This window comes from Sphingomonas sp. CFBP 13733, assembly GCF_014841795.1.
In the GTDB taxonomy this organism is placed as follows: domain Bacteria; phylum Pseudomonadota; class Alphaproteobacteria; order Sphingomonadales; family Sphingomonadaceae; genus Sphingomonas; species Sphingomonas aerolata.
Map to the genome: position 1 here is coordinate 139090 of NZ_JACYUP010000001.1, position 19127 is coordinate 158216.

Sequence of the window (19127 nt, forward strand, 5' to 3'; positions counted from 1 at the left end):
TGAACGGATGTCGGAAGCTGGAACGGCAAAAGCCGCATCGGAATGACCGAATGTTGGTCTGGGCAGCCCTGCGATGCCCAACAGTTTCGTCCACGTCCGGACGTTTAGGCTGGCGATCCGGGCGCCAAATAACGGCCATTCGTTCAGCGCGATCTTTCCCGTTTTTCCGTCTCCGATTGGCCATCTTGGGAAAGGCCAATCGGGAACGGATCTTGGCACGTAAGCTGCCCCAGGCTGTTTGCGTGATCGCCGGGGCGGCTGTCCCACTCTAGGTTCGTCTTTGGGAAGGTCTCTACAGTCACCCCGCCCACATCATTCTTCTTATTGCGCCCCTCGCAAATAGGCATCGATCAGGGCTGCAACGTCGGTGACGGGAAGACCCTGCCGATCATTGAACGTGCCTGCCTTCGGCCAGGACACACCGCGACCGATCGCGAAGGCGGCGCGGTACTTGCGCATCATGTTTTTCGGATCGTTCGCCAGCTCTTCCATCAGGAAAGGCACGGTCCAAACCGACCGCTTGAAGGCCCGGCCCAGTGCCACCTCCAACTTGTCTGCGACCTCACCATAACTGACGGTGTCACCGGCAAGGAAGACGACCTCGTTGCGGATCGTCGGCTCGAAGAATACGATCTCGGCGGTCAGCACGCCGATGTCATCCGGCGTCGTCAGCGTCACAGCAGTATCAAGGCTGCCGAGCGCGTGAACTTCGCTCTTCTCCAGATCGACGACACCAAAGTCCGGCTCGAACAGGTAGCTCATGAACATGCCCGTGGAGATGATGACCCACTCGGTCTTGTCCTGCGAGCGCAGCAGCTCGCGCACGTCGAGCTGCGCATCGAAGATGTCCTGCGGCCCGCCGCGGCCGATCGCCTCGAAGTCGACGCCGAACTGCCAGGGGAAATAGCGCGGGATGCCGGATTGCAGCGCCGCCTTGGCGAGCTTCATCGGCGTGTTGATCCCCGCTGCGTAACCCGCGCAGCCGATCACCGTATCGTAGTCCGAGAAGAGCGATGCCAGCTCATCGATGGTGTCGTTCACCAGGTCGCCGAGCACGATCTCGATCCCCGCTTCGCGGATCTCGGCGATATCACGCTGCTTGGAGGGATCGCCCGACTCGACCGCACTCTCGCGGAGAAGGACGCTGATCCTGGCACCGTCGATGCCCTTGGCGCGACGCGCCAGATTGCGGAGCACGGGCATGCCAAGCTCGCCGGCACCCAGTACGAGGATATTGCGTGAGTTCACATTGGAGACTGTATCGTTCATCGTTCTAACTCGTTTCACCGTGGATGCCGGTGATCTGGCAAGCCACGGGCAAGCGTGAAAGATGGGTACATGCGTGATACTGCCGTTCAATCTCTAAGCGAGGAGGACATCCTCCGATATTCGCAAACGGTTTGCGATGGCCTTCGGGACGATGACGACGGGGTGCGCCGTGAGGTGTTGGCCCATGCCGGTAACCGCTGGTCGCTTGGTGTCATCCATACGCTCGGCGTGTACGGCCAGCTTCGCCACGTGGAAATCGGCCGACGGATGCACGGTATTACGCAGCGGATGCTGACGCGCACGCTGCGCCATCTGGAGCGCGATGGATTGGTGGTGCGTCACGACTTCGAGGAGGTGGTTCCTCATGTAGAATATGCTCTGTCCGAAACCGGATTGAAGCTACTGGTCATGATGGTTCCCCTGTGGACGTGGATCGTCGAAAACGTCGACAGCTTTCGCGCATCACGAGAGATGTTTGATCGGGAACACGCGGGAGAAGAGCCCTGAAGGCGACATCGGCTTACAGGCTTAAATTTCCAGAAATACCATCGTCTTTGGAAAAAGACCGCGCCCCGCTCTGTCTGCTATTGCAATAAACCGCTCCGTAAGCCTCCCGTCGACGCGCTTTCCTATGCTCGAACCGGCGACATTCTCGTAGTGTGGAAGCTCGACCGGCTTGGCCCTACCATGAAAGAACTTAGACGGTGTCTGAGCCTTCATCTCGGAAGCGCTATTGAAAAGTCAGCGAATTTAGACGCTGTCGGTGATCGGCAACAAATATCCAAGCTCGCTAAGCATTGATGTCGACTGGCTCGGTCGAAAAATCACTGAGATCAACTTATATCGTTTAAAGATCCCTAATTGCTTCGCCACCCGGTACAATAAGTCCGCTGCCAAATTATTATTAGATGTGGCACTTTCCACCGTCTTGGCATTCTGGCCCTGAACGAGGCTAGGCCCTGATGATCAGTTTTGGCATCTTGGCTGTTGATGACTGCTGAGTCAATCAGACGAAACCGAGTTCTGCAGCGGTCAAATCCTATCCCTGCAACCAACCCAACGACAGCCCCGCAGCGAAAGCTTCGGGGCTGTCGTCGTCATTATGCCAACGCATAGTGCGAACACGAAGACCAACTCGCCCCATGGATAGATGGTGGAAGCAGCGCTGGTCAAAGCCGGAGCGCCGGAGCGTGCCTGCCCGAACCGGGCATTCGTTCACCGTGATGGATGCGACGCCGTAGCTATGCTCGACAGATCGGTTGTCGGATCGATCGGCACGCCGGAAGCCTTCCGTTCCGAATACCGGTCGACGAACTGGGCCGCGTGAGGGCGGAGCAGGACCGTGAAGCGGACCATCTCCTCCATCACGTCGACGATGCGATCATAGTAGCTGGACGGCTTCATCCGGCCGGCCTCGTCAAACTCCTCGAACGCCTTGGCGACGCTCGACTGGTTCGGAATCGTCACCATCCGCATCCAGCGGCCGAGGACGCGCAGCGTGTTCACGCTGTTAAACGACTGCGATCCGGCCGACACCTGCATGACGGCGAGCGTCCGGCCCTGCGTAGGCCGCATCCCGCCCATCGACAGCGGCAAGTGATCCACCTGCAGCTTCATGATGCCGGTGATCTGACCGTGCCGCTCGGGGCTGCACCAGACATGCCCCTCGGACCATAGCGACAGCTCGCGCAGTTCATGGACCGCCGGATGGTCGTCGCCAGCCATCTGATCGGGCAGCGGCAGGGTCGAGGGATCAAATATGCGCGTGTCGGCTCCGAAGAAGCGTAGCAGGCGCGCGGCCTCCTCGACACAAAGCCGGGAATATGACCGCTCGCGCAGTGAGCCGTAGAGCAGCAGGATGCGCGGGGGCGGGTCTCCCGCACCCAGCCCGATGGCGGGCCGGTCGAGCGTGTAGCGTCGATCGAGTGCGGGCAGGTGGTCGGGGTCGGAAAGCGGGCGCAGGGGCATCAGGGGTATGTCCTGTCATTGGTTCGATCCAACGGCATCAGGCGGCACCGAGCCGTAGGGCGAGCGCGGCGAGCGTTACCAGCAGCACCGGGATCGTTAAGGTTGCCCCGATCCTGAAATAATAGCCCCAGCCGATGCGGATGCCCTTCTGCTCGAGCACGTGCAGCCACAGCAATGTGGCGAGCGAGCCGATCGGCGTGATCTTGGGGCCGAGGTCACAGCCGATCACGTTGGCGTAGATCATGGCGTCCTTGATCGCGCCCGTGGCGTGGGTCGCGTCGATCGACAGTGCGACGACGAGCACGGTCGGCATGTTGTTCATGACCGACGACAGCAGCGCGGCGATGATGCCGGTGCCGAACGCCGCGCCCCACACACCGCCCTGGGCGGTGCGGTCGAGCAGACCGGCTAGGTGGTCGGTCAGGCCGGCGTTCCGCAGGCCGTAGACGACCAGGTACATGCCGAGCGAGAAGATCACGACCTGCCACGGCGCGCCACGCAGCACCTTGCGGGTCTCGATGACGCAACCGCGCCCGGCGACGACGAGCAGCAGCACCGCGCCGGCAGCGGCAACTGCACTGACCGGGATGCCGACAGGTTCGAGAACGAAAAAGCCTGCCAGAAGGGCCGCAAGGACGACCCAACCGGCTCGGAATGTCGCCCGATCGCGGACGGCGTCGGCCGGCGCGCGGAGCTGCGCCACGTTGTAGTCGGCTGGGACGTCACGGCGGAAGTACAGCAGCAGCACGATCAGCGTCGCACCGATCGACGCGAGGTCGACCGGCACCATCACCGACGCATAGCCGGCGAACCCGATCCCGAAGAAGTCGGCCGACACGATGTTGACCAGGTTGGACACGATCAGCGGCAGGCTGGCCGTGTCGGCGACGAAACCGGCCGCCATGACGAACGCCAGCGTCGCCCTGTCGCGGTAGCCGAGCGCCCGCAGCATCGCGATGACGATCGGGGTCAGGATCAGCGCCGCGCCGTCGTTCGCGAACAGCGCCGACACGGCCGCGCCGAGAAGGACAATCAGGACGAATAGCCTATGGCCATGTCCTCCCGCCCAGCGAGCGACGTGCAGCGCCGCCCATTCGAAGAAGCCGGCCTCGTCCAACAGCAGGCTGACGATGATGATGGCGACGAACGTCGCGGTCGCGTTCCAGACGATACCCCACACCACCGGGACGTCGGAGAGCGAGACCACCCCGACGAGCAGCGCCACGACCGCCCCACCCATCGCGCTCCACCCGATACCGAGGCCCTTGGGCTGCCAGATGACGAGCGTGATCGTGGCGACGAAGATGGCGAGCGCGAGCAGCATCAAGCGACGCGCTGACCCGAGGCGTCCACCACCGCTTCGCCGTCCTCCTTGGCAAAGGCGCCCAGTTGCGGCTCGGGCAGCAGACCGAGGACCGCTTCGGACGGTCGGCACAGCTGCACGCCGAGCGGCGAGACGACCAGTGGCCGGTTGATGAGGATCGGATGCGCCATCATCGCGTCCACCAGCGCGTCGTCCGTCAGCGTCTCATCACCAAGCCCCAACTCCGCATAGGGCGTCCCCTTCTCGCGCAGCAGTTCGCGAGGCGTCATACCGGCGCGGTCAATCAGCTGGACCAGCAAAGCGCGCGAGGGCGGGGTTTTCAGATATTCGATGACGTGTGGCTCGATGCCGGCATTGCGGATCATCGCCAGCGTGTTGCGCGACGTGCCGCAGGCGGGGTTGTGGTAGATCACGATGTCGACGGCCATGGCGCGTCCTTTCAGCAGCAGGGGGTGAGTTCGGCCAGAAGCGGCACGCACAGCTCGGGCGAGCCGGCGCAGCAGTCCTTGACCAGGAAGAGCGTGAGTGCGCGCAGGCCGTCCAGATCGGCGCGGTAGATGATCGACCGGCTCTGTCGCTCGGAGCGGACGATGCCGGCGCGCGCTAGGATGCCGAGATGCGCGGACATGGTGTTCTGCGGCACGTCGAGCCGGCGGGCGATTTCGCCCGCGGCCATTCCGTCCGGTTCGTGGCGCACCAGCAGCCGGAACACGTCGAGCCTTGTGCCCTGAGCGAGCGCGCCAAACGCAACGATAGCCGAATCTTTATCCATAAATCCAGCATAGAGGATATGTTAGGCGGCAACAGCACGAACTTCCGACATGCCGGTTTTTGGAGACTGCCGACCGTTTTCGATGAGGGCGAGGGCGCAGCGCATCCCAGCCATCCACTTTGGATGCCCAATCGGACACCCCCGTGGCAATTCATACGCCCGAGAGCGGACATTCGCTCAGCCCGATGACGTCTGATCGTTCGTTTCCAGCGGTAACTTCCGAAAAGGTCTATCGAGAGAGTATTTCTTGAAAGCGGACTAACCCGGCGGATGTCAGTGCCAAAGGCGGGCTGTCCAACAGCGGGCTCCTGCTCCGGTAAACCGGCTCAGTGGGAACCGCCAAGATTTGCTAGCCGTCCAACATACACTATCCCTGCTGAACGGACTTGGCTGTTGATAAGCACTAGTGCTAATATCAACCGGCAGCTCAATAACGGAGACAAAGATGTTTGCCGTTGCTCTTATGTTTTCCGAGGCGGTGGCCGTCGCTTCCAACCCGCTCGAATCCGGCAACGTCGTCAGGAGCGTGCGGGAATCGATATGTGAACTGCGCGCACCCTCGATTGCCGATGACGCCATTGGTCTTCTGGCGCTGCCAGCGCCGAAGCAAAAGAACGAGATGGGGGTCTTGCTCCTGGTCAATTGTTCGAACCGAAAGATCATAAGCCTGCGGGACCCAAGTCGATCACGACGGCACGTGAACGAGTTTCCGTACGACCCGCGGGTCGTGACGAAATTGCGCCATGACCCGGGGCGCTACGAGATCCTCAACTTCAATGAGAGGGCCAACAATTCCGTTGGGGACCACACGACCCATTCAAAATCGACATATTGGACGGGGCCTTGCGAATATAAGGGGCTTCAACTGACAACCGCCGCCGCAGGCGACGATCCCAGCCGGCAAACGGTCGTCTTCGATCTCAACATCTGCAAGAACCAGATTCTCGCAATGCTCGAGCCCAACAAGGCGGGAATATCCCCGTAGGAAGACGCCAGAGAGCCGCCTGCAGAATACCATCGCGTGCCGCGATCAACGTCCTGCCCCGTACGTGGTTGGGCGAATGCCCCTCGTCAGGGCGGCGTCGCTGAAGTCATAGGGAGGCGGATGCGTGGCGTAGTTAACACTCCACGTTCTGAAAACGTCCACCCGGCTTACCGCTCATCTATCGAGAGAGTCGGCATTCCTCTCCTGATCAGTCATTCGCTGCTGCAAAGATAAAAGTTTCGCAATACAGTCGCTGATGCGAGGTCAGGCTTGCAGCGGTGCAAGGTGTGACTCGAAGTGGAGGCCTGGTGATGATTGCTTTATTCCTCGCATTGTCGCTGCAGGCAGCCGCCCCCGATATCGTAATTTCTGGCAGGCAGCTTTCGGAAGCGTATGCAGCCTGCGTCGAGCAGGGCTGTCCGCCGTTGCGAGATGCACAAGCCTCGATCGCCTTTGCCGAGCAGCAATTCCGGGATGGTGCGTACCTCAAGGCGCGTCACACGCTTATGCGCGCCATATCTCGCAACAAGCGTCACGCTGCGACCGACCCGAAACCGGTGTCCGCATTGTATGAAGCGTATGCGACCGTCTCTTTGCACGACGGTGATCTGGATGCGTTCAAGAGCGCGGTCGGTGAGCAGGTTCGCACGCTGCGCGACAATCTGCCGGCCAATGACCCGGCCGTCGTTGCAGCCGCATTTGCGACCGGCGATATGTGGCTCGCGATGCGCAAGGGGCGTAGTGCCGAGATTTCGTACAAGGCGGTGGAGCGTCAGGCGTTAGCGGACGGAAACGCGGTGCTCGCCCTGCAGGCGACGTTGCGCCGCGTCAGACTGGCCAACGCACGGGGCGACACGGCCGGTGCGGCCAGGCTTATGGCCGAAGCAGAAGCCCGGCCGATCGCGGCGGATCCAAAGCTTCGCAACCTGCTGCAAGTTGTCCGGTTGCGCTTGGCGGCGGGGCAAAAGGACAACGCGCAGATTGACCAGCTGGTGCGTGCGATCGGCCGCGATGGCTCGACCCGCCCTGAGCTGGTATGGGCGCCGCCTTATCGACCTACGGCGCTGGCGGCTGCGCAAGACGAAGCGCGCAAGTTCGACTTGCGCAATCCGCTTCCCGCGAGATCGTCCGATGTCGATCCGATCAAATGGGTCGACATCGGCTTCTGGATCCGACCCGACGGCAAGACGGACGAACCCGAAATCTTGCGCGGCTCGCGTTCGACGGGATGGGCAGGGTACCTCCTCAAGCAGGTTGCCGAACGACGCTACACCGGCTTTTCGACCAGCAGCACTGATCGGGGTGTGTACCGTGTCGAGCGGTTCACCTTACGCGGTACGTACCAGGTTCCAGTGGGGAGCCTGATTGCAAGGCGAGGCGACGCTGCAAGGTTGGAAGTGCTCGACTTGACGCAGCCAAATACATCCGGCTCGTCGAACCGCTCATAACGACAAATGTGAGACGGGCTCCGGCGGCGGCTGATGATGCAAAAGCTGCTTCGTTGGGGACGGCCATCTGGCGGGGCAGTTCGGGCACATTCATCGGTCGCCGTGCCACGTTGCAGGTACGACACCACATCATCCGCGCCGACGACCGCGTTCCGGCGTTAGGCCATTACCCCATCCAGGCCGACGATGTTGGCAATAGGTCGTCTGGAAGTTCTGATGGTGCGATGGTCGCCGGAATGCGTATCGGCCGTCTGTATCTCGTTGCAGACGAAGGAGCACCAGCGTCAAAGGGGCGGCGCGATGGTGACCGGACGCCTTACATTGCATCGAACGCGAACTATCTCACAGCGGCGCATGACACTCGACCGACCTTTGATACTCGCAATCGGCGACAGCCTGATTGCCGGTTACGGCCTTCCCGCCGACGGTAGCTTTCCCGGACAGGCCACAATGCGGTCGCCGTCTCCGTTGCGGATCGTCACCGCCTCCAGATTGTCCCCGCCGTGAAGTTCGACGGCATGGGTTCCGTATTCGATGGTGATCGCGGGGTCTGCCTCGAGCCTGCTCGACAGATAGCTGGACATGGATGAGGCCAGGGTATCGCCGCGTACCAGCAGGCGAACGTGGCGTGCCGTACGGCTGAGGAACATCGCCGCCTGCCCGGCCGAATTGCCGCCGCCGATGACCAACACCTCCGTATCCCGGCAGAAGCGCGCCTCATTCTCGGTCGCTGCATAATAGATGCCCGTGCCCTCGAACTCGGCGAGGCGGGCGATCGGCAGACGTCTGTACTGGACACCGGTGGCAACCACGACAGAGGCGGCGAGAACGCGCCGACCATTGGCGAAGGTCGCACAGAAGGCGCCATTGTCGAGCTGGTCCAGCGACTCGATCCGCCGGGGCATGACGAAGCGCGTGCAGAATTTCATCGCCTGCACCTCGCCGCGCCACACGAGATCGGCGCCGGAAATGCCGGTGGGAAAGCCCATATAATTCTCGATCCGGCTGGACGTGCCGGCCTGGCCGCCGATCGCGGTCTCGTCGACTACCAGCGCGCGCAACCCCTCGGCTCCCGCATAGACGCCCGCCGACACGCCGGCGGGACCGGCCCCGACGATGAGCACGTCGAAGGCCTCGTCTTCGGGAACGTCCTGATCGAGCCCGAGCAGCCGTGCCACCTTTTCCGGCGTTGGATCGCTCACCACCACGTCGCGGCCGAACACCACGACGGGTTCGCGCGGCGTGGTTCCGCAACTGCTGGCGACATGCGCGGCCTCGGCGCTGCCGAGCGGGTAGGAGCGGTAGGGCAGGCGATTGCGCGCAGCGAACTCGGCCACACGTCTGACGGCTCTGTCCTCGTCTTCGCCAACCAGAACCAGCATGCCATCGCCAGCATCCAGCTGCCGCCGACGGCGTGCCGCGAGGACCGTGATGACGATGTCCGACATCTCCGGTATCGCCGCCATCAGGCGAAGCATCGCTGATCGCGGGACTTCGACGACGGTCGTGTCGCTCGCGGCGCGCATCGGGAGCGACCATGTGCCGCCGGACAGCAGCGAGATCTCGCTCATGAACTGGGTGGGCCCCAGCGTCGAAGGCACCAGCCGATCGCCCGTGAACGGGTTGACGACCTCGATCTCCCCCTCTTCGACATACACGAAGCGGTCGGCCGGCGCGCCGATCTCGGCGAGCATCATTCCCTTGGGATAGTGCTTACGCGTCCCTGCGGCCCGGATCGCGGCAATATGCGCAGGCTGTAGCGGAACCCGCTGCATTTCCCGCAGGTCACGACCGATCGTTTCCATGAGCGCTGTCCCCTATCCCCCTCGACACTAGCCCGGCGAACGCGACGACGGCAATCGCCCGGGAACGGCCCAGGCCACATGCGAGCGCGGCCGATACGCTGCCCGATCGCATTGACGCCGTTCGGGACAGCTTGCAGGACCACCGGGCGGGCAGGAAAAGGGGCGGCTCTGTGCATCCAGCGGCAAACTTCGAGCTGATCATCCTCATGTTCCTGGTGGTGCTGGGGCTTCACTATCTGGCCCGGCGTCTGTCGCTGCCACCAGCAGCCGCGCTGATCGTCGGCGGATGCGCCGTCGCCTTCGTACCGGGTGTGCAAGGGATCGCGATCGATCCGGAGCTGGTGCTTGTCCTGTTTCTCCCGCCCCTGCTGATGGATGGCGCGTGGTTCACCGCGGTCGCGCCATTCCGGCGGCACATGGCCGGCATTCTTTCGCTGGCGGTCGGCGCCGTCTTCTTCACCACGGCGGTTGTGGCGATCGTGACCAGGCTGCTGATGCCGGAACTGCCATGGGCCGCCTGCGTCGCGCTGGGCGCGATCCTGTCGCCGCCCGATGCGGTATCCGCGCGTGCCGTGTTGCAGCGGGTGACGCTCCCGCGCAGGCTGACCACGCTGCTCGAGGGCGAAAGCCTGCTCAACGATGCCGCGGGCCTTGTGCTGTTCCGTTTCGCGGTGGCAGCGGTGCTGACCGGCAGCTTCCATCTGGGGGCGGCGACCGGAACGTTTTTCGTGCTGGTGGCGGGCGGCATCGCGGTCGGCGCGGCGAGCGGCGGGCTCTGGGTCGTTCTGCTCCGCCGGCTAGGCGATGATACGCTGATGATCGCAGCGACCGTGCTGGTGTGCTGGAGCGCCTATATCGCGGGCGAACTGCTGCACGTGTCCGGCGTCATTGCCGTCGTCACCGCGGGCCTTGTCTGCGGCTGGTATCAGCATGTCGTCTTCACCGCCCGGGTGCGCATCCGGGCAATGGCATTCTGGCAGGTGCTGGTGTTCCTTCTCGAAGCCACCGTGTTCTTGCTCATCGGCCTGTCCTTGCGGGGGCTGCTGGACCGGGTCGGCGGGCTCGACATTGTCATAGACACGATGGCGCGGCCTGTGCTGCTCATCGTCCTGGCGGTCGTTGCCGCGCGGTTTCTGTGGATCTTCGCGGTCGATGCCGGCGTCGCCACCGGTCGCCGCATCGGGTGGACGCAACAGCAACCGCTCGGAACGCGGGCGGCGGTGGTGATGAGCTGGGCCGGGATGCGCGGCGTGGTGACGCTCGCGGTCGCGCTCTCGCTGCCCGAGGCGATGCCGGCGCGGGATCTCATGCTCGTCACCGCCTTTGTCGTGATCCTCGTTACCGTCCTGGTGCAAGGCACCTCGCTCGGCTGGGTCATCCGAACCCTGAAGCCGCACGACGACGGCAGCGCGCGACCGCCGCTCGATCTGCACGCGGCGGAGATGATGCTGTTCCAGGCGCAGTTGGCGCTTGTCGAGCGCGAGGCGGTGGCGGTCGACGGCACGGTCATCCACCCGCAGCTCCTGCGGCGCTACCGGACCCGTGCAACCGCAGCGGATGCGTTCGACGGTACGGCGGAGGAGCGAAACGTGGCGATCGCCAGCCATTTCGACGTCATCATCGCCGCGGTCGCGGCCGGCCGCGCCGAGCTGGTTCGCCTGCACCGTGCCGGTCGTATCGATGACGAGACGCTTCACGACCTCGAACATGATCTCGACCTCGAGGAACTGGCCGCAACGGCAGCGAAGGGATGAACGAACTCGGTTGACCGGAGCCGCGATGTAGAGGCGCGGACGTCGGCCGGATCAATAGGGCGGATCACGCCGCTCGCGCTGGGAGCGGGCGGCCTGCGTCCACCAGCCGAGATCGTCGGCGAAGCGCGGGAAGGCGCGGGTGAGGGCGGCGCCACCGTCGCCCGCTGGTTTTCCGCTCGCATCGAAGGCATGGCCGATCCCACCCACCGCGATCGTGCTGGACACCACCACCATGCCCATCTCGGACAGGATGCCGTGCCATGCGAGACCGGCACGCGCACCGGCGAAACGTCCGGCCGAATAGCTGACGATCGCCGCTGGCCGCCAGTACCATTCCTCCAGGAAATGGTCGGTGAGGTTCTTGAGCCCGGGCTGCACGCCCCAATTATACTCGCCGGCCACGAAGACGAAGGCGTCGGCCGTCCTGATCTTTTCGGCGAGTGCGTCCAGCGCCGGCGGCGCCTCGCCGCTGGGATGTTCCTTGTACATGCGGTCGAGCATGGGAAGGTCGACTGCCCTGGCGTCGATCAACTCGGCCGATGCACCGCGTTTGGCGAAGGCGCGGACGAGCCACTCGGCGAGGCGGATGCCCTGCCGGTCGGACCGATAGGAGCCGTAGAAGATCAGAACCCGATCGGGCATCGCGGCAATCCCTTGTGAAGCGTGTCGTGCAGAAGCACGGAGCGCCCCATCGCTCCGTGCCCTGCCGTGGATCAACCTTCGATGAAGGCCAGCAGATCGGCGTTGATCCGAGCGGCGTTGGTAACCGGCATGCCGTGGGGAAAGCCGGGGTAGGAGATGAGCTTGGCGTCTTTCACGATTTCAGCCGACATCTTGCCGGTGGTGGCGAACGGAACAACCTGGTCGTCCTCGCCGTGCAGGACCAGCGTCGGCACGTCGATCGCCTTGAGATCGTCGGTGAAGTCGGTCTCGGAAAAGGCCTTGACGCCCAGCGTATGGGCGAGCGCCGAGCCCATCATGCCCTGGCGCCACCAGTTGAGCCGCACCGCCTCTTTCACCTCCGCGCCGTCGCGGTTGTAGCCGAAGAAGGGCAGCGTGAAGTCGTAATAGAATTGCGAACGGTTCGTGGCCGTCTGCTCGCGGACCATGTCGAATACGTCCATCGGCACGCCGTCCGGGTTGGCATCGGTCTTGACCATGATCGGTGCGACCGCACTGACCAGCACGGCCTTTTTGACCCGCCCGGGCTTGGCGCGCGCGACATAGCGGGCGACCTCGCCACCGCCGGTCGAATGGCCGACATGAACGGCATCGTGCAGATCCAGCGCGTCGGTCAGCGCGATGACATCCGCGACATAGGTGTCCATGTCGTGACCGCCCGCCGACTGGGTCGAACGGCCATGCCCGCGGCGGTCATGCGCGATGACACGATAGCCCTTCTGGACGAAGAACATCATCTGCGCGTCCCAGTCATCCGAGCTGAGCGGCCAGCCATGGTGGAACATGACGACGGGCGCATCCGTGTTGCCCCAATCCTTGTAGAAGATTTCGGTCTTGTCGACGGTGGTGACGAACGGCATTCGATGTCTCCTCGGGCTTGGTCGGGTACGCGGCACGCTACAGAGTGAAGGTGACAATCAGGCGGCGTCGACGACGACGATCTCTCCATCCTTGATAGCGGTCATGCGCAGCACGGCCTAGTCGGCAACGGCGGCCCCCTCTCGCCGATCGAGACGCGTGAAGTTGACCTTGATCGACCCGATCGCCGGTATCAAGTCGCTACGCTGGTCGGCGCCGACTGGATATTCGGCGATTGCCTTCGGCAGGGCCTGCACCGCGTCAGAATGCGCAGCCTCGCGCGCATCGCGACACCGACGCGATAGACGTTGGCGAGGCAGAATTCGTCGGTCGCGAATTTGGGAAGCACGCAGACGTCGGCGGCCGTCAGGCTTCGTCCCCGCCGGGCAGCTGTTCAATGTCGGGCGAATGTGCATGATTGGCCATGACCGCAGCGCATCGGCAACGCCTTGTTCGCTATCTGGGCATTTGGGCCGCATGGCTGGCTGTCGCGGTGGTGACGGCGTTCCAGACCTATGCCGCGGGTTTCGCGGGTGGGCCAAAGCTCGCGCTGGGGCAGGCATTGGTCAATGGGCTGATCTGGTATTCGGCCTGGGCAGCACTGACGCCCGGGGTTGTGAGCGTGGCGCGAGCGTTCGCCGACGAGCGGCGGCTGGGCAGGCTGCTGGCCATCCATCTGGCCTTCGGGCTGCTCTTCGCGGTGCTGCACGCGGCGCTCTACAGCGTGGTTAACGCGATGATCTATGTCCGCGCGCCCTGGGCGCCGTGGAGCAATGGGCTGCTAATCACGAAGCTGGCGACCAGCATCCATGTCCATCTGATGATCTACGCGCTGCTCGTCGCGATCGTTCTCGGCGCGCGCGCCTATCGGACGATGCGCGATCGCGAGGTCGCGGCGGCGCGGCTGGAGGCGCAGCTCGCAGAGGCGGAAACCGCGGCGCTGCGCGCGCAGCTGCAGCCGCACTTCCTGTTCAACACGCTCAACGCCATTTCCGCGCTGGTGCCCGACGATCCGATCGTCGCCCAGCGGCTGATCGCGCGGCTGGGCGATCTGCTGCGACTGTCGATCGATCAGCGCAGGTCGCAGCACAGCGCGCTCGCCGATGAACTCGACTTTACCGACACGTATCTCGCGATCGAGGAAGCCCGGTTGGGCGAGCGACTGCGGATCGTCCGCGCCATCGCGCCCGGGTTGGAAACCGTCCAGGTGCCGGCGCTGCTGCTGCAGCCGCTGGTCGAGAACGCGGTGCGCCACGGGATTGCGCCGACGATCGAAGGTGGCACGCTGACGATCGAGGCGAAGCCCGCGGGTGACATGCTGCGGATCAGCATCGCCGACGACGGCAAGGGCGCGGGCACGATCCGCGAGGGCGTCGGGCTCGGCAACGCACGGCTGCGGTTGCGCCAGCTCCATGGCGAGCGCCAGTCGCTTGAGATCGACACGGCGCCAGGGGAGGGCTTCCGCGTCATCATCCTGGTGCCGCGGTGATCCGGACCCTGATCATCGACGACGAGCCGCTGGCACGCCGCGCGGTGCGCCAGTCGCTGGCAGGGCACGACGATTTCGAAGTGGTCGGCGAAGCGGGGCACGGGGCGGAAGCAGTGGCGGCAATCGGCACGCTGCGGCCCGACCTGGTGTTCCTCGACGTACAAATGCCCGAGATGGACGGCTTTGGCGTGATCGAGGCGATTGGCGTGGATGCGATGCCGCTGGTCGTGTTCGTGACGGCGTTTGACGCCTATGCGGTGCGCGCGTTCGAGTCGGAGGCGCTCGATTACCTGCTCAAGCCGTTCGACGACCAGCATTTCGCCCGCGTTATCGAGCGGGTGCGGCGACACATCGGCACGGGCGACGGCCAGCGCGGCGGCCAGCGCGACGGCCAGCGCGACGGGATGCGATCGCTGCTCGGCGGGCAGGGCCGGCTAGTCGCGCGCGGCGATCGCGCGACGCAACTGGTTCGGCTCGACGAGATCGACTGGATCAGTGCGGCCGGCGACTATGCCGAAGTCCATGCCGGCGGACGCAGCTTGCTGATCCACGAATCATTGACGTCGCTCGAGGCGCGGCTGCCCCATGCCGCGTTCGCGCGCATCCATCGCGCCGCGATCGTCCGGCTCGACCGATTGGTCGAAGTCCGGCCCGGCACGCACGGCGACGGTGTGGTGCGGCTGGCGTGCGGCGCGGAACTCCGGTTCAGCCGGCGATACCGCGAGCCAATCGACGTCTACCTTACCCGCTGATCCGGCTTGGCGATCCGCCAAACCCGCCCGGCGAAAATCCATTGCCGGGAAACACCGTTCCGGGCCCGTATGCCGCTCAACCAAAACAGGGGGTGGGCATGGGGTTGAGGCACAGGGCATATGCCCTTTTCAGGTTTCCGACGGCGGTATTCGCGCTGGCGATACTGTTCCACGCAAGCCCTTCATCGGCGCAACTCGACAACCCCCGGGCCATGATCAAGCTTCACGCCGAAGGTCGCCAGGCCCCGCGTGCGACGATCGCCGACATGGCGTGGATCGAGGGCCACTGGATCGGCGACATGCCCGATGGGCCGGTCGAGCATGTGCTTCTCAGGCCTCGCTTTGGGCAGCTTCCGGGCTTCGTCCGCGCGCTCGCTCCCCAGAACCTGGCCTTTTACGAGATCGGCGTGTTCGCGGAGATTGGAGATTCGCTGACGCTTCGGGTCAAGCACTTCACCCCGGAACTCGCCGGCTGGGAAGCGCAGGCGGCTTATATCGACCGTCCGCTGGTCGATCGCGATTCGACCAGCTTCTACTTCGACGGCGCGACTTTCTCGCGAACCGGGCCGGATAGCTTCACGGTCTATTTCCTCAATCGCTCGGAGGGCCAGGAACGCGAGACACTCGTGATTCCCTTCCGGCGTACATCAGGCCCCGCGCGGCGAAGCGATGGAGCACCGTCATGAGCGCGCTGTGCAAGCTTTACGCCGTCGCCTGGTGCTTGCTGGCGCTGTTCGTCGCTCCGGCGATGGCGCAGCCGCAGGGCCGGCTCGTTGTCAGCAAGCTGCAATCGATCAGCTTCGCCGGCAGCAAGATCGGCATCTCGCCAGTCCGCAACCTCACGGTCTATCTGCCGCCGCGCTACGCCGAGCCGGGCAAGCGATTTCCCGTCCTCTATTTCCTCAACTATTTCTTCGAAGATCACCGCGAACCCTTCGCCAGCCACGGCGCAAAGGCGTTGCTGGACAAGGCGATAGGGCAGGGTCTGATCGGCGACGTCATCGTCGTGACCGCCGACTTCACGACCCCCGCGGGCAGCGCATGGTACGTGAACTCGTCAGTGACGGGCAATTGGGAGGATTTCATGGTGCGCGAACTGGTGCCGCACATCGATGCCACCTACCGCACGCTCGCCACCCGGGATTCGCGCGGGATCGCGGGGGATGGCCCGGGGGCTTATGGCGCGATCCGTTTCGGCATGCGCCATCCAGACATGTTCGGCGCGGTCTATGGCATGCAGCCGGTGGCGAGCGGACCGAATATCCAGCCGACGCACAGCCGCCCGAACTTGGAACGCATGGCGCGCGCGACATCGCTCGACGATCTGCGGGACGATGGCTTCTCGTTGATCTTCACGTCGATCTATCAGGCCTTCTCGCCGAACCCCAATCGACCGCCACTGTTCTTCGATCCGCCGGCACGGCGTGTCGACGGGCGCATCGTAGTGGACAGCGACCGTACGGCGCGTTTTAAACAGGGATTCGCGCTGACGGCCTTGCTCCCCGCTTATGCCGACAATCTCAAATCGCTGCGCGGTTTCAAGTTCGACTGGGGGCGTCAGGACACGCTGGTCGATCATGTCTATGGCGCGCAGGCCTTTTCCAATCTCCTCGCCGAATATGGCGTGCCGCATGAGGCCGAGGAGCATGGCGGCGGCTTTCGCGACCGGCACTGGGGCGAGCAGGGGCGGTTCTACACCGATGTGCTGCCCTTCTTCGCGCGGCACCTGTTGTTCGGACCTCCCGCGACGCCGACCGAACGCGTCAACGCCGCACACGGAAAGCTGCGCGAGGCGATAGTTTCCAACGATGCCGATGCGCGCGCCGCGCTCTACCGCGCCGACGCGCTGAGCATGCCTGAATATCAACCCGCGCTGCATGGTACCCGCCAGATTGCCGCCTATCACCGCGCGATGCGTGAACGGCGGCAGGTGGTCAGCTATGTGCCGGTCGCGAGCGAAGTCTTCGACCTGGGCAACACACTGGTCGAGATCGGAACTTTCACGATCCGCTGGTCCGACCGCATCGATGAGGAGCGGGGAAAATACGCACATGTCTGGGGCGTCGAGCGGGACGGCAGCCTGAGGCTCAAGGCCGACACCTGGGGCTATTTCCGCCCGCTGGCCGATCCCGCGGTCTTCTTCACCGCGATACCGGAGTCGTCATCCTCGCCGATCCCGCCAGCCGCAGCCGACCGGCCACTCGGCGAATTTCTGCGAGCCCATAACGACCGCGACGCCGAGGCCGTGCGGACCAAGGATGTCGAGGCGAAACTCGTGGATTACACCGACGACGCCGTCTTCATGCCCTTCGCTGATACGCCCAAACGCGGCATGGCCGAGATCCGCCCCTATCTGACCGCCTATACCGCAGCGGGAAGCGGCGCGACCTTCCGCGACGTGCGGGTCTGGACCCTGGCGTTCGAGAACCACGGTGCGTGGGTGATCGAATATCCCAAATTCCGCGTCGAGTGGACCGCGGGGGGCCAGTCGGGCACCGTCATGGGCGGCGGCATACGGCTGTGGCAGCGTCAGGCTGGCGGCTCGCTCAAGCTGCATCGCCAGATCGGAACACACGACCATGTCGTCCCGGCCCGGTAAGGCGGCGCCCCGCTTGGTCCGGATCGGAAGCAGGCATTCCGCTATCAGCCTGACATCGGAGCTCTTCGTTTCAGGCGAGCATCTACGAGCGTCGCGAGTTTCTCAGATCACGACGGGGCAAGGCTCAAGAAGCGTGGTCTGCTCAAACAGATGACGATATCGCGTGTTCTGACAATTGTGCGCCGCTGTCGGCGAACGTAACCGGGCATGAACGGATGTCCGAAGGTTGGGCAGCAAACGCCGCCTGGAATGTCCCGAAGGTGGTCGTCCTGGCCGTTGTTCAGGCGGGCACTCCTTGTGCTGCCGGCAGAGCAGTGATGTCAGATGATCCCGACCAGAGATTGACGCCGCCATCGTCGGCCGCGTTGTCGATCGCGGTGAGTTCGTCGGCGGAGAAATCGAGCGTCTTCACCGAGTCCAGCGAGTCGTCGAGCTGTTCGACCGTGCGGGCGCCGATCAGCGCCGATGTGACGCGCGGGTCACGCAAGACCCACGCGATCGCCATCTGGGCCAGGGTTTGTCCGCGCTCACCCGCGATATCGTTCAGGGTACGGATGGCAGCAAGGTTCTGATCCGTGAGCAAGGCCTGCGACAGCGACCCGTCACGCGTGGCTCGTGCATCCTGCGGGACGCCCTGGAGGTATTTGTTCGTCAGCATGCCCTGCGCCAAGGGTGAGAAGGCAATGCAGCCGACACCCAGTTCCTCCAGCGTCGCCAGCAGGTCGCGCTCGATCCATCGGTTGAGAATCGAATAGCTGGGCTGGTGGATGAACAGCGGCACCTTTTCCGCGGCCAGGATCTCGGCCGCACGGCGGGTCAGCCCCGGCTCGTAGGAGGAGATGCCGACATACAGTGCCTTGCCCTGTCGATGAAGTTGCACCAGCGCGCCCATCGTCTCCTCGAGCGGGGTCGCGGCATCCACCCGGTGCGAGTAGAAGATGTCGACATAGTCGAGGCCCATTCGCTTGAGGCTCTGGTCGCAACTTGCGATCAGGTATTTTTTGGATGAACCGACATCGCCATACGGTCCGGGCCACATGTCCCAACCCGCCTTGGTCGAGATGATGAGTTCGTCGCGATGGGCCGCGAAATCGGAGGCGAGGACGCAACCGAAATTCTCTTCCGCCGAACCATAGGGCGGGCCGTAATTGTTGGCGAGATCGAAGTGGGTCACGCCACGATCGAATGCCCGCCGCAGGATGGCTCGCCCCGTCTCGAACACATCCTGTCCGCCGAAGTTCTGCCACAGCCCCAGGCTGATTGCCGGGAGCCTCAGCCCGCTTCGGCCAGTGCGTCGATAGGGCATGCCGCTGTCATACCGGAGCGGGGACGCGATGTACGGACGTGGAAACGACATTGGTGACTCCTTGTGAACGTCTTCGATGCGCAACGCGCAAACCGTTTCGGCGCAGCGTGCATCACT

Annotated in this window: 17 protein-coding genes; 8 read left to right on the top strand and 9 right to left on the bottom strand. The window is 64.0% G+C overall.

Translation table 11 applies throughout. From position 1 onward, the window contains the following. Positions 1-321: 321 nt before the first annotated feature. Positions 322-1269 carry an aromatic alcohol reductase gene (locus tag IFT71_RS00515; RefSeq protein ID WP_192138767.1) on the bottom strand — a complete coding sequence of 316 codons (948 nt, stop codon included), beginning with the start codon at positions 1267-1269 and terminating at the stop codon, positions 322-324. A gap of 69 nt (positions 1270-1338) precedes the next feature. On the opposite strand from IFT71_RS00515, the gene IFT71_RS00520 reads away from it, so the two are divergent. Then, positions 1339-1776, top strand: coding sequence for a winged helix-turn-helix transcriptional regulator (locus tag IFT71_RS00520; RefSeq protein ID WP_031395707.1), 438 nt, complete (start codon positions 1339-1341; stop codon positions 1774-1776). A 708-nt stretch (positions 1777-2484) separates the two neighbouring features. Here IFT71_RS00520 and arsH read toward each other — a convergent pair. Genes arsH through IFT71_RS00540 form a run of 4 tightly spaced genes read right to left on the bottom strand, consistent with a single transcriptional unit; the run spans position 2485 to position 5333 of the window. Beyond that, positions 2485-3237 (bottom strand): arsenical resistance protein ArsH, encoded by a 753-nt coding sequence (gene arsH, locus IFT71_RS00525; RefSeq protein ID WP_192138768.1) that lies wholly within the window; start codon positions 3235-3237, stop codon positions 2485-2487. 37 nt (positions 3238-3274) lie between these two features. Beyond that, positions 3275-4561, bottom strand: a complete 1287-nt coding sequence (locus IFT71_RS00530; protein ID WP_192139219.1) for an arsenic transporter — start codon at positions 4559-4561, stop codon at positions 3275-3277. Beyond that, on the bottom strand, positions 4561-4989 hold the full coding sequence (gene arsC / locus IFT71_RS00535) for an arsenate reductase (glutaredoxin) (protein ID WP_056677719.1): 429 nt from the start codon (positions 4987-4989) through the stop codon (positions 4561-4563). The genes IFT71_RS00530 and arsC overlap by 1 nt, the downstream gene beginning before the upstream one ends. 11 nt (positions 4990-5000) lie before the next feature. Continuing rightward, the gene (locus IFT71_RS00540; protein WP_192138769.1) at positions 5001-5333 is read right to left on the bottom strand and encodes an ArsR/SmtB family transcription factor; all 333 of its coding nucleotides are present in this window, start codon (positions 5331-5333) and stop codon (positions 5001-5003) included. 445 nt (positions 5334-5778) lie between these two features. Between IFT71_RS00540 and IFT71_RS00545 the strand changes: the two genes are divergently transcribed. Then, positions 5779-6318 carry a hypothetical protein gene (locus IFT71_RS00545; RefSeq protein ID WP_031441423.1) on the top strand — a complete coding sequence of 180 codons (540 nt, stop codon included), beginning with the start codon at positions 5779-5781 and terminating at the stop codon, positions 6316-6318. A 311-nt stretch (positions 6319-6629) separates the two neighbouring features. Beyond that, a complete protein-coding gene (locus tag IFT71_RS00550) occupies positions 6630-7766 on the top strand; it encodes a hypothetical protein (RefSeq protein ID WP_166747259.1) in 1137 nt (378 codons plus the stop codon). Between the two features lie 407 nt (positions 7767-8173). Here the strand turns inward: IFT71_RS00550 and IFT71_RS00555 are convergent, their stop codons facing one another. Continuing rightward, the gene (locus tag IFT71_RS00555; protein WP_192138770.1) at positions 8174-9571 is read right to left on the bottom strand and encodes an FAD-dependent oxidoreductase; all 1398 of its coding nucleotides are present in this window, start codon (positions 9569-9571) and stop codon (positions 8174-8176) included. Between the two features lie 170 nt (positions 9572-9741). Here IFT71_RS00555 and IFT71_RS00560 point away from each other — a divergent pair, with 170 nt between their 5' ends. After that, complete coding sequence (locus tag IFT71_RS00560; RefSeq protein WP_342212559.1) at positions 9742-11325, top strand: Na+/H+ antiporter; 1584 nt, start codon at positions 9742-9744, stop codon at positions 11323-11325. A gap of 51 nt (positions 11326-11376) precedes the next feature. On the opposite strand, the gene IFT71_RS00565 is transcribed toward IFT71_RS00560, so the two are convergent. Together IFT71_RS00565 and IFT71_RS00570 are read right to left on the bottom strand one after the other, a co-directional pair. Next, the gene (locus IFT71_RS00565) at positions 11377-11967 is read right to left on the bottom strand and encodes an NADPH-dependent FMN reductase (RefSeq protein ID WP_192138771.1); all 591 of its coding nucleotides are present in this window, start codon (positions 11965-11967) and stop codon (positions 11377-11379) included. 71 nt (positions 11968-12038) lie between these two features. After that, a complete protein-coding gene (locus IFT71_RS00570; protein WP_192138772.1) occupies positions 12039-12866 on the bottom strand; it encodes an alpha/beta fold hydrolase in 828 nt (275 codons plus the stop codon). A gap of 422 nt (positions 12867-13288) precedes the next feature. On the opposite strand from IFT71_RS00570, the gene IFT71_RS00575 reads away from it, so the two are divergent. From IFT71_RS00575 to IFT71_RS00590, 4 genes are all read left to right on the top strand, one after another. Continuing rightward, on the top strand, positions 13289-14353 hold the full coding sequence (locus tag IFT71_RS00575) for a sensor histidine kinase (protein WP_192138773.1): 1065 nt from the start codon (positions 13289-13291) through the stop codon (positions 14351-14353). Continuing rightward, positions 14350-15105: a response regulator gene (locus IFT71_RS00580; RefSeq protein WP_192138774.1), complete on the top strand. Its 756-nt coding sequence runs from the start codon at positions 14350-14352 to the stop codon at positions 15103-15105. Before IFT71_RS00575 ends, IFT71_RS00580 begins: the two co-directional genes overlap by 4 nt. Before the next feature lie 212 nt (positions 15106-15317). Beyond that, on the top strand, positions 15318-15791 hold the full coding sequence (locus tag IFT71_RS00585) for a DUF6265 family protein (protein ID WP_192138775.1): 474 nt from the start codon (positions 15318-15320) through the stop codon (positions 15789-15791). Then, on the top strand, positions 15788-17704 hold the full coding sequence (locus tag IFT71_RS00590; RefSeq protein WP_192138776.1) for an alpha/beta hydrolase-fold protein: 1917 nt from the start codon (positions 15788-15790) through the stop codon (positions 17702-17704). Before IFT71_RS00585 ends, IFT71_RS00590 begins: the two co-directional genes overlap by 4 nt. Before the next feature lie 280 nt (positions 17705-17984). On the opposite strand, the gene mgrA is transcribed toward IFT71_RS00590, so the two are convergent. Beyond that, positions 17985-19061: an L-glyceraldehyde 3-phosphate reductase gene (mgrA, locus tag IFT71_RS00595; RefSeq protein ID WP_192138777.1), complete on the bottom strand. Its 1077-nt coding sequence runs from the start codon at positions 19059-19061 to the stop codon at positions 17985-17987. Between the last annotated feature and the right edge of the window lie 66 nt (positions 19062-19127).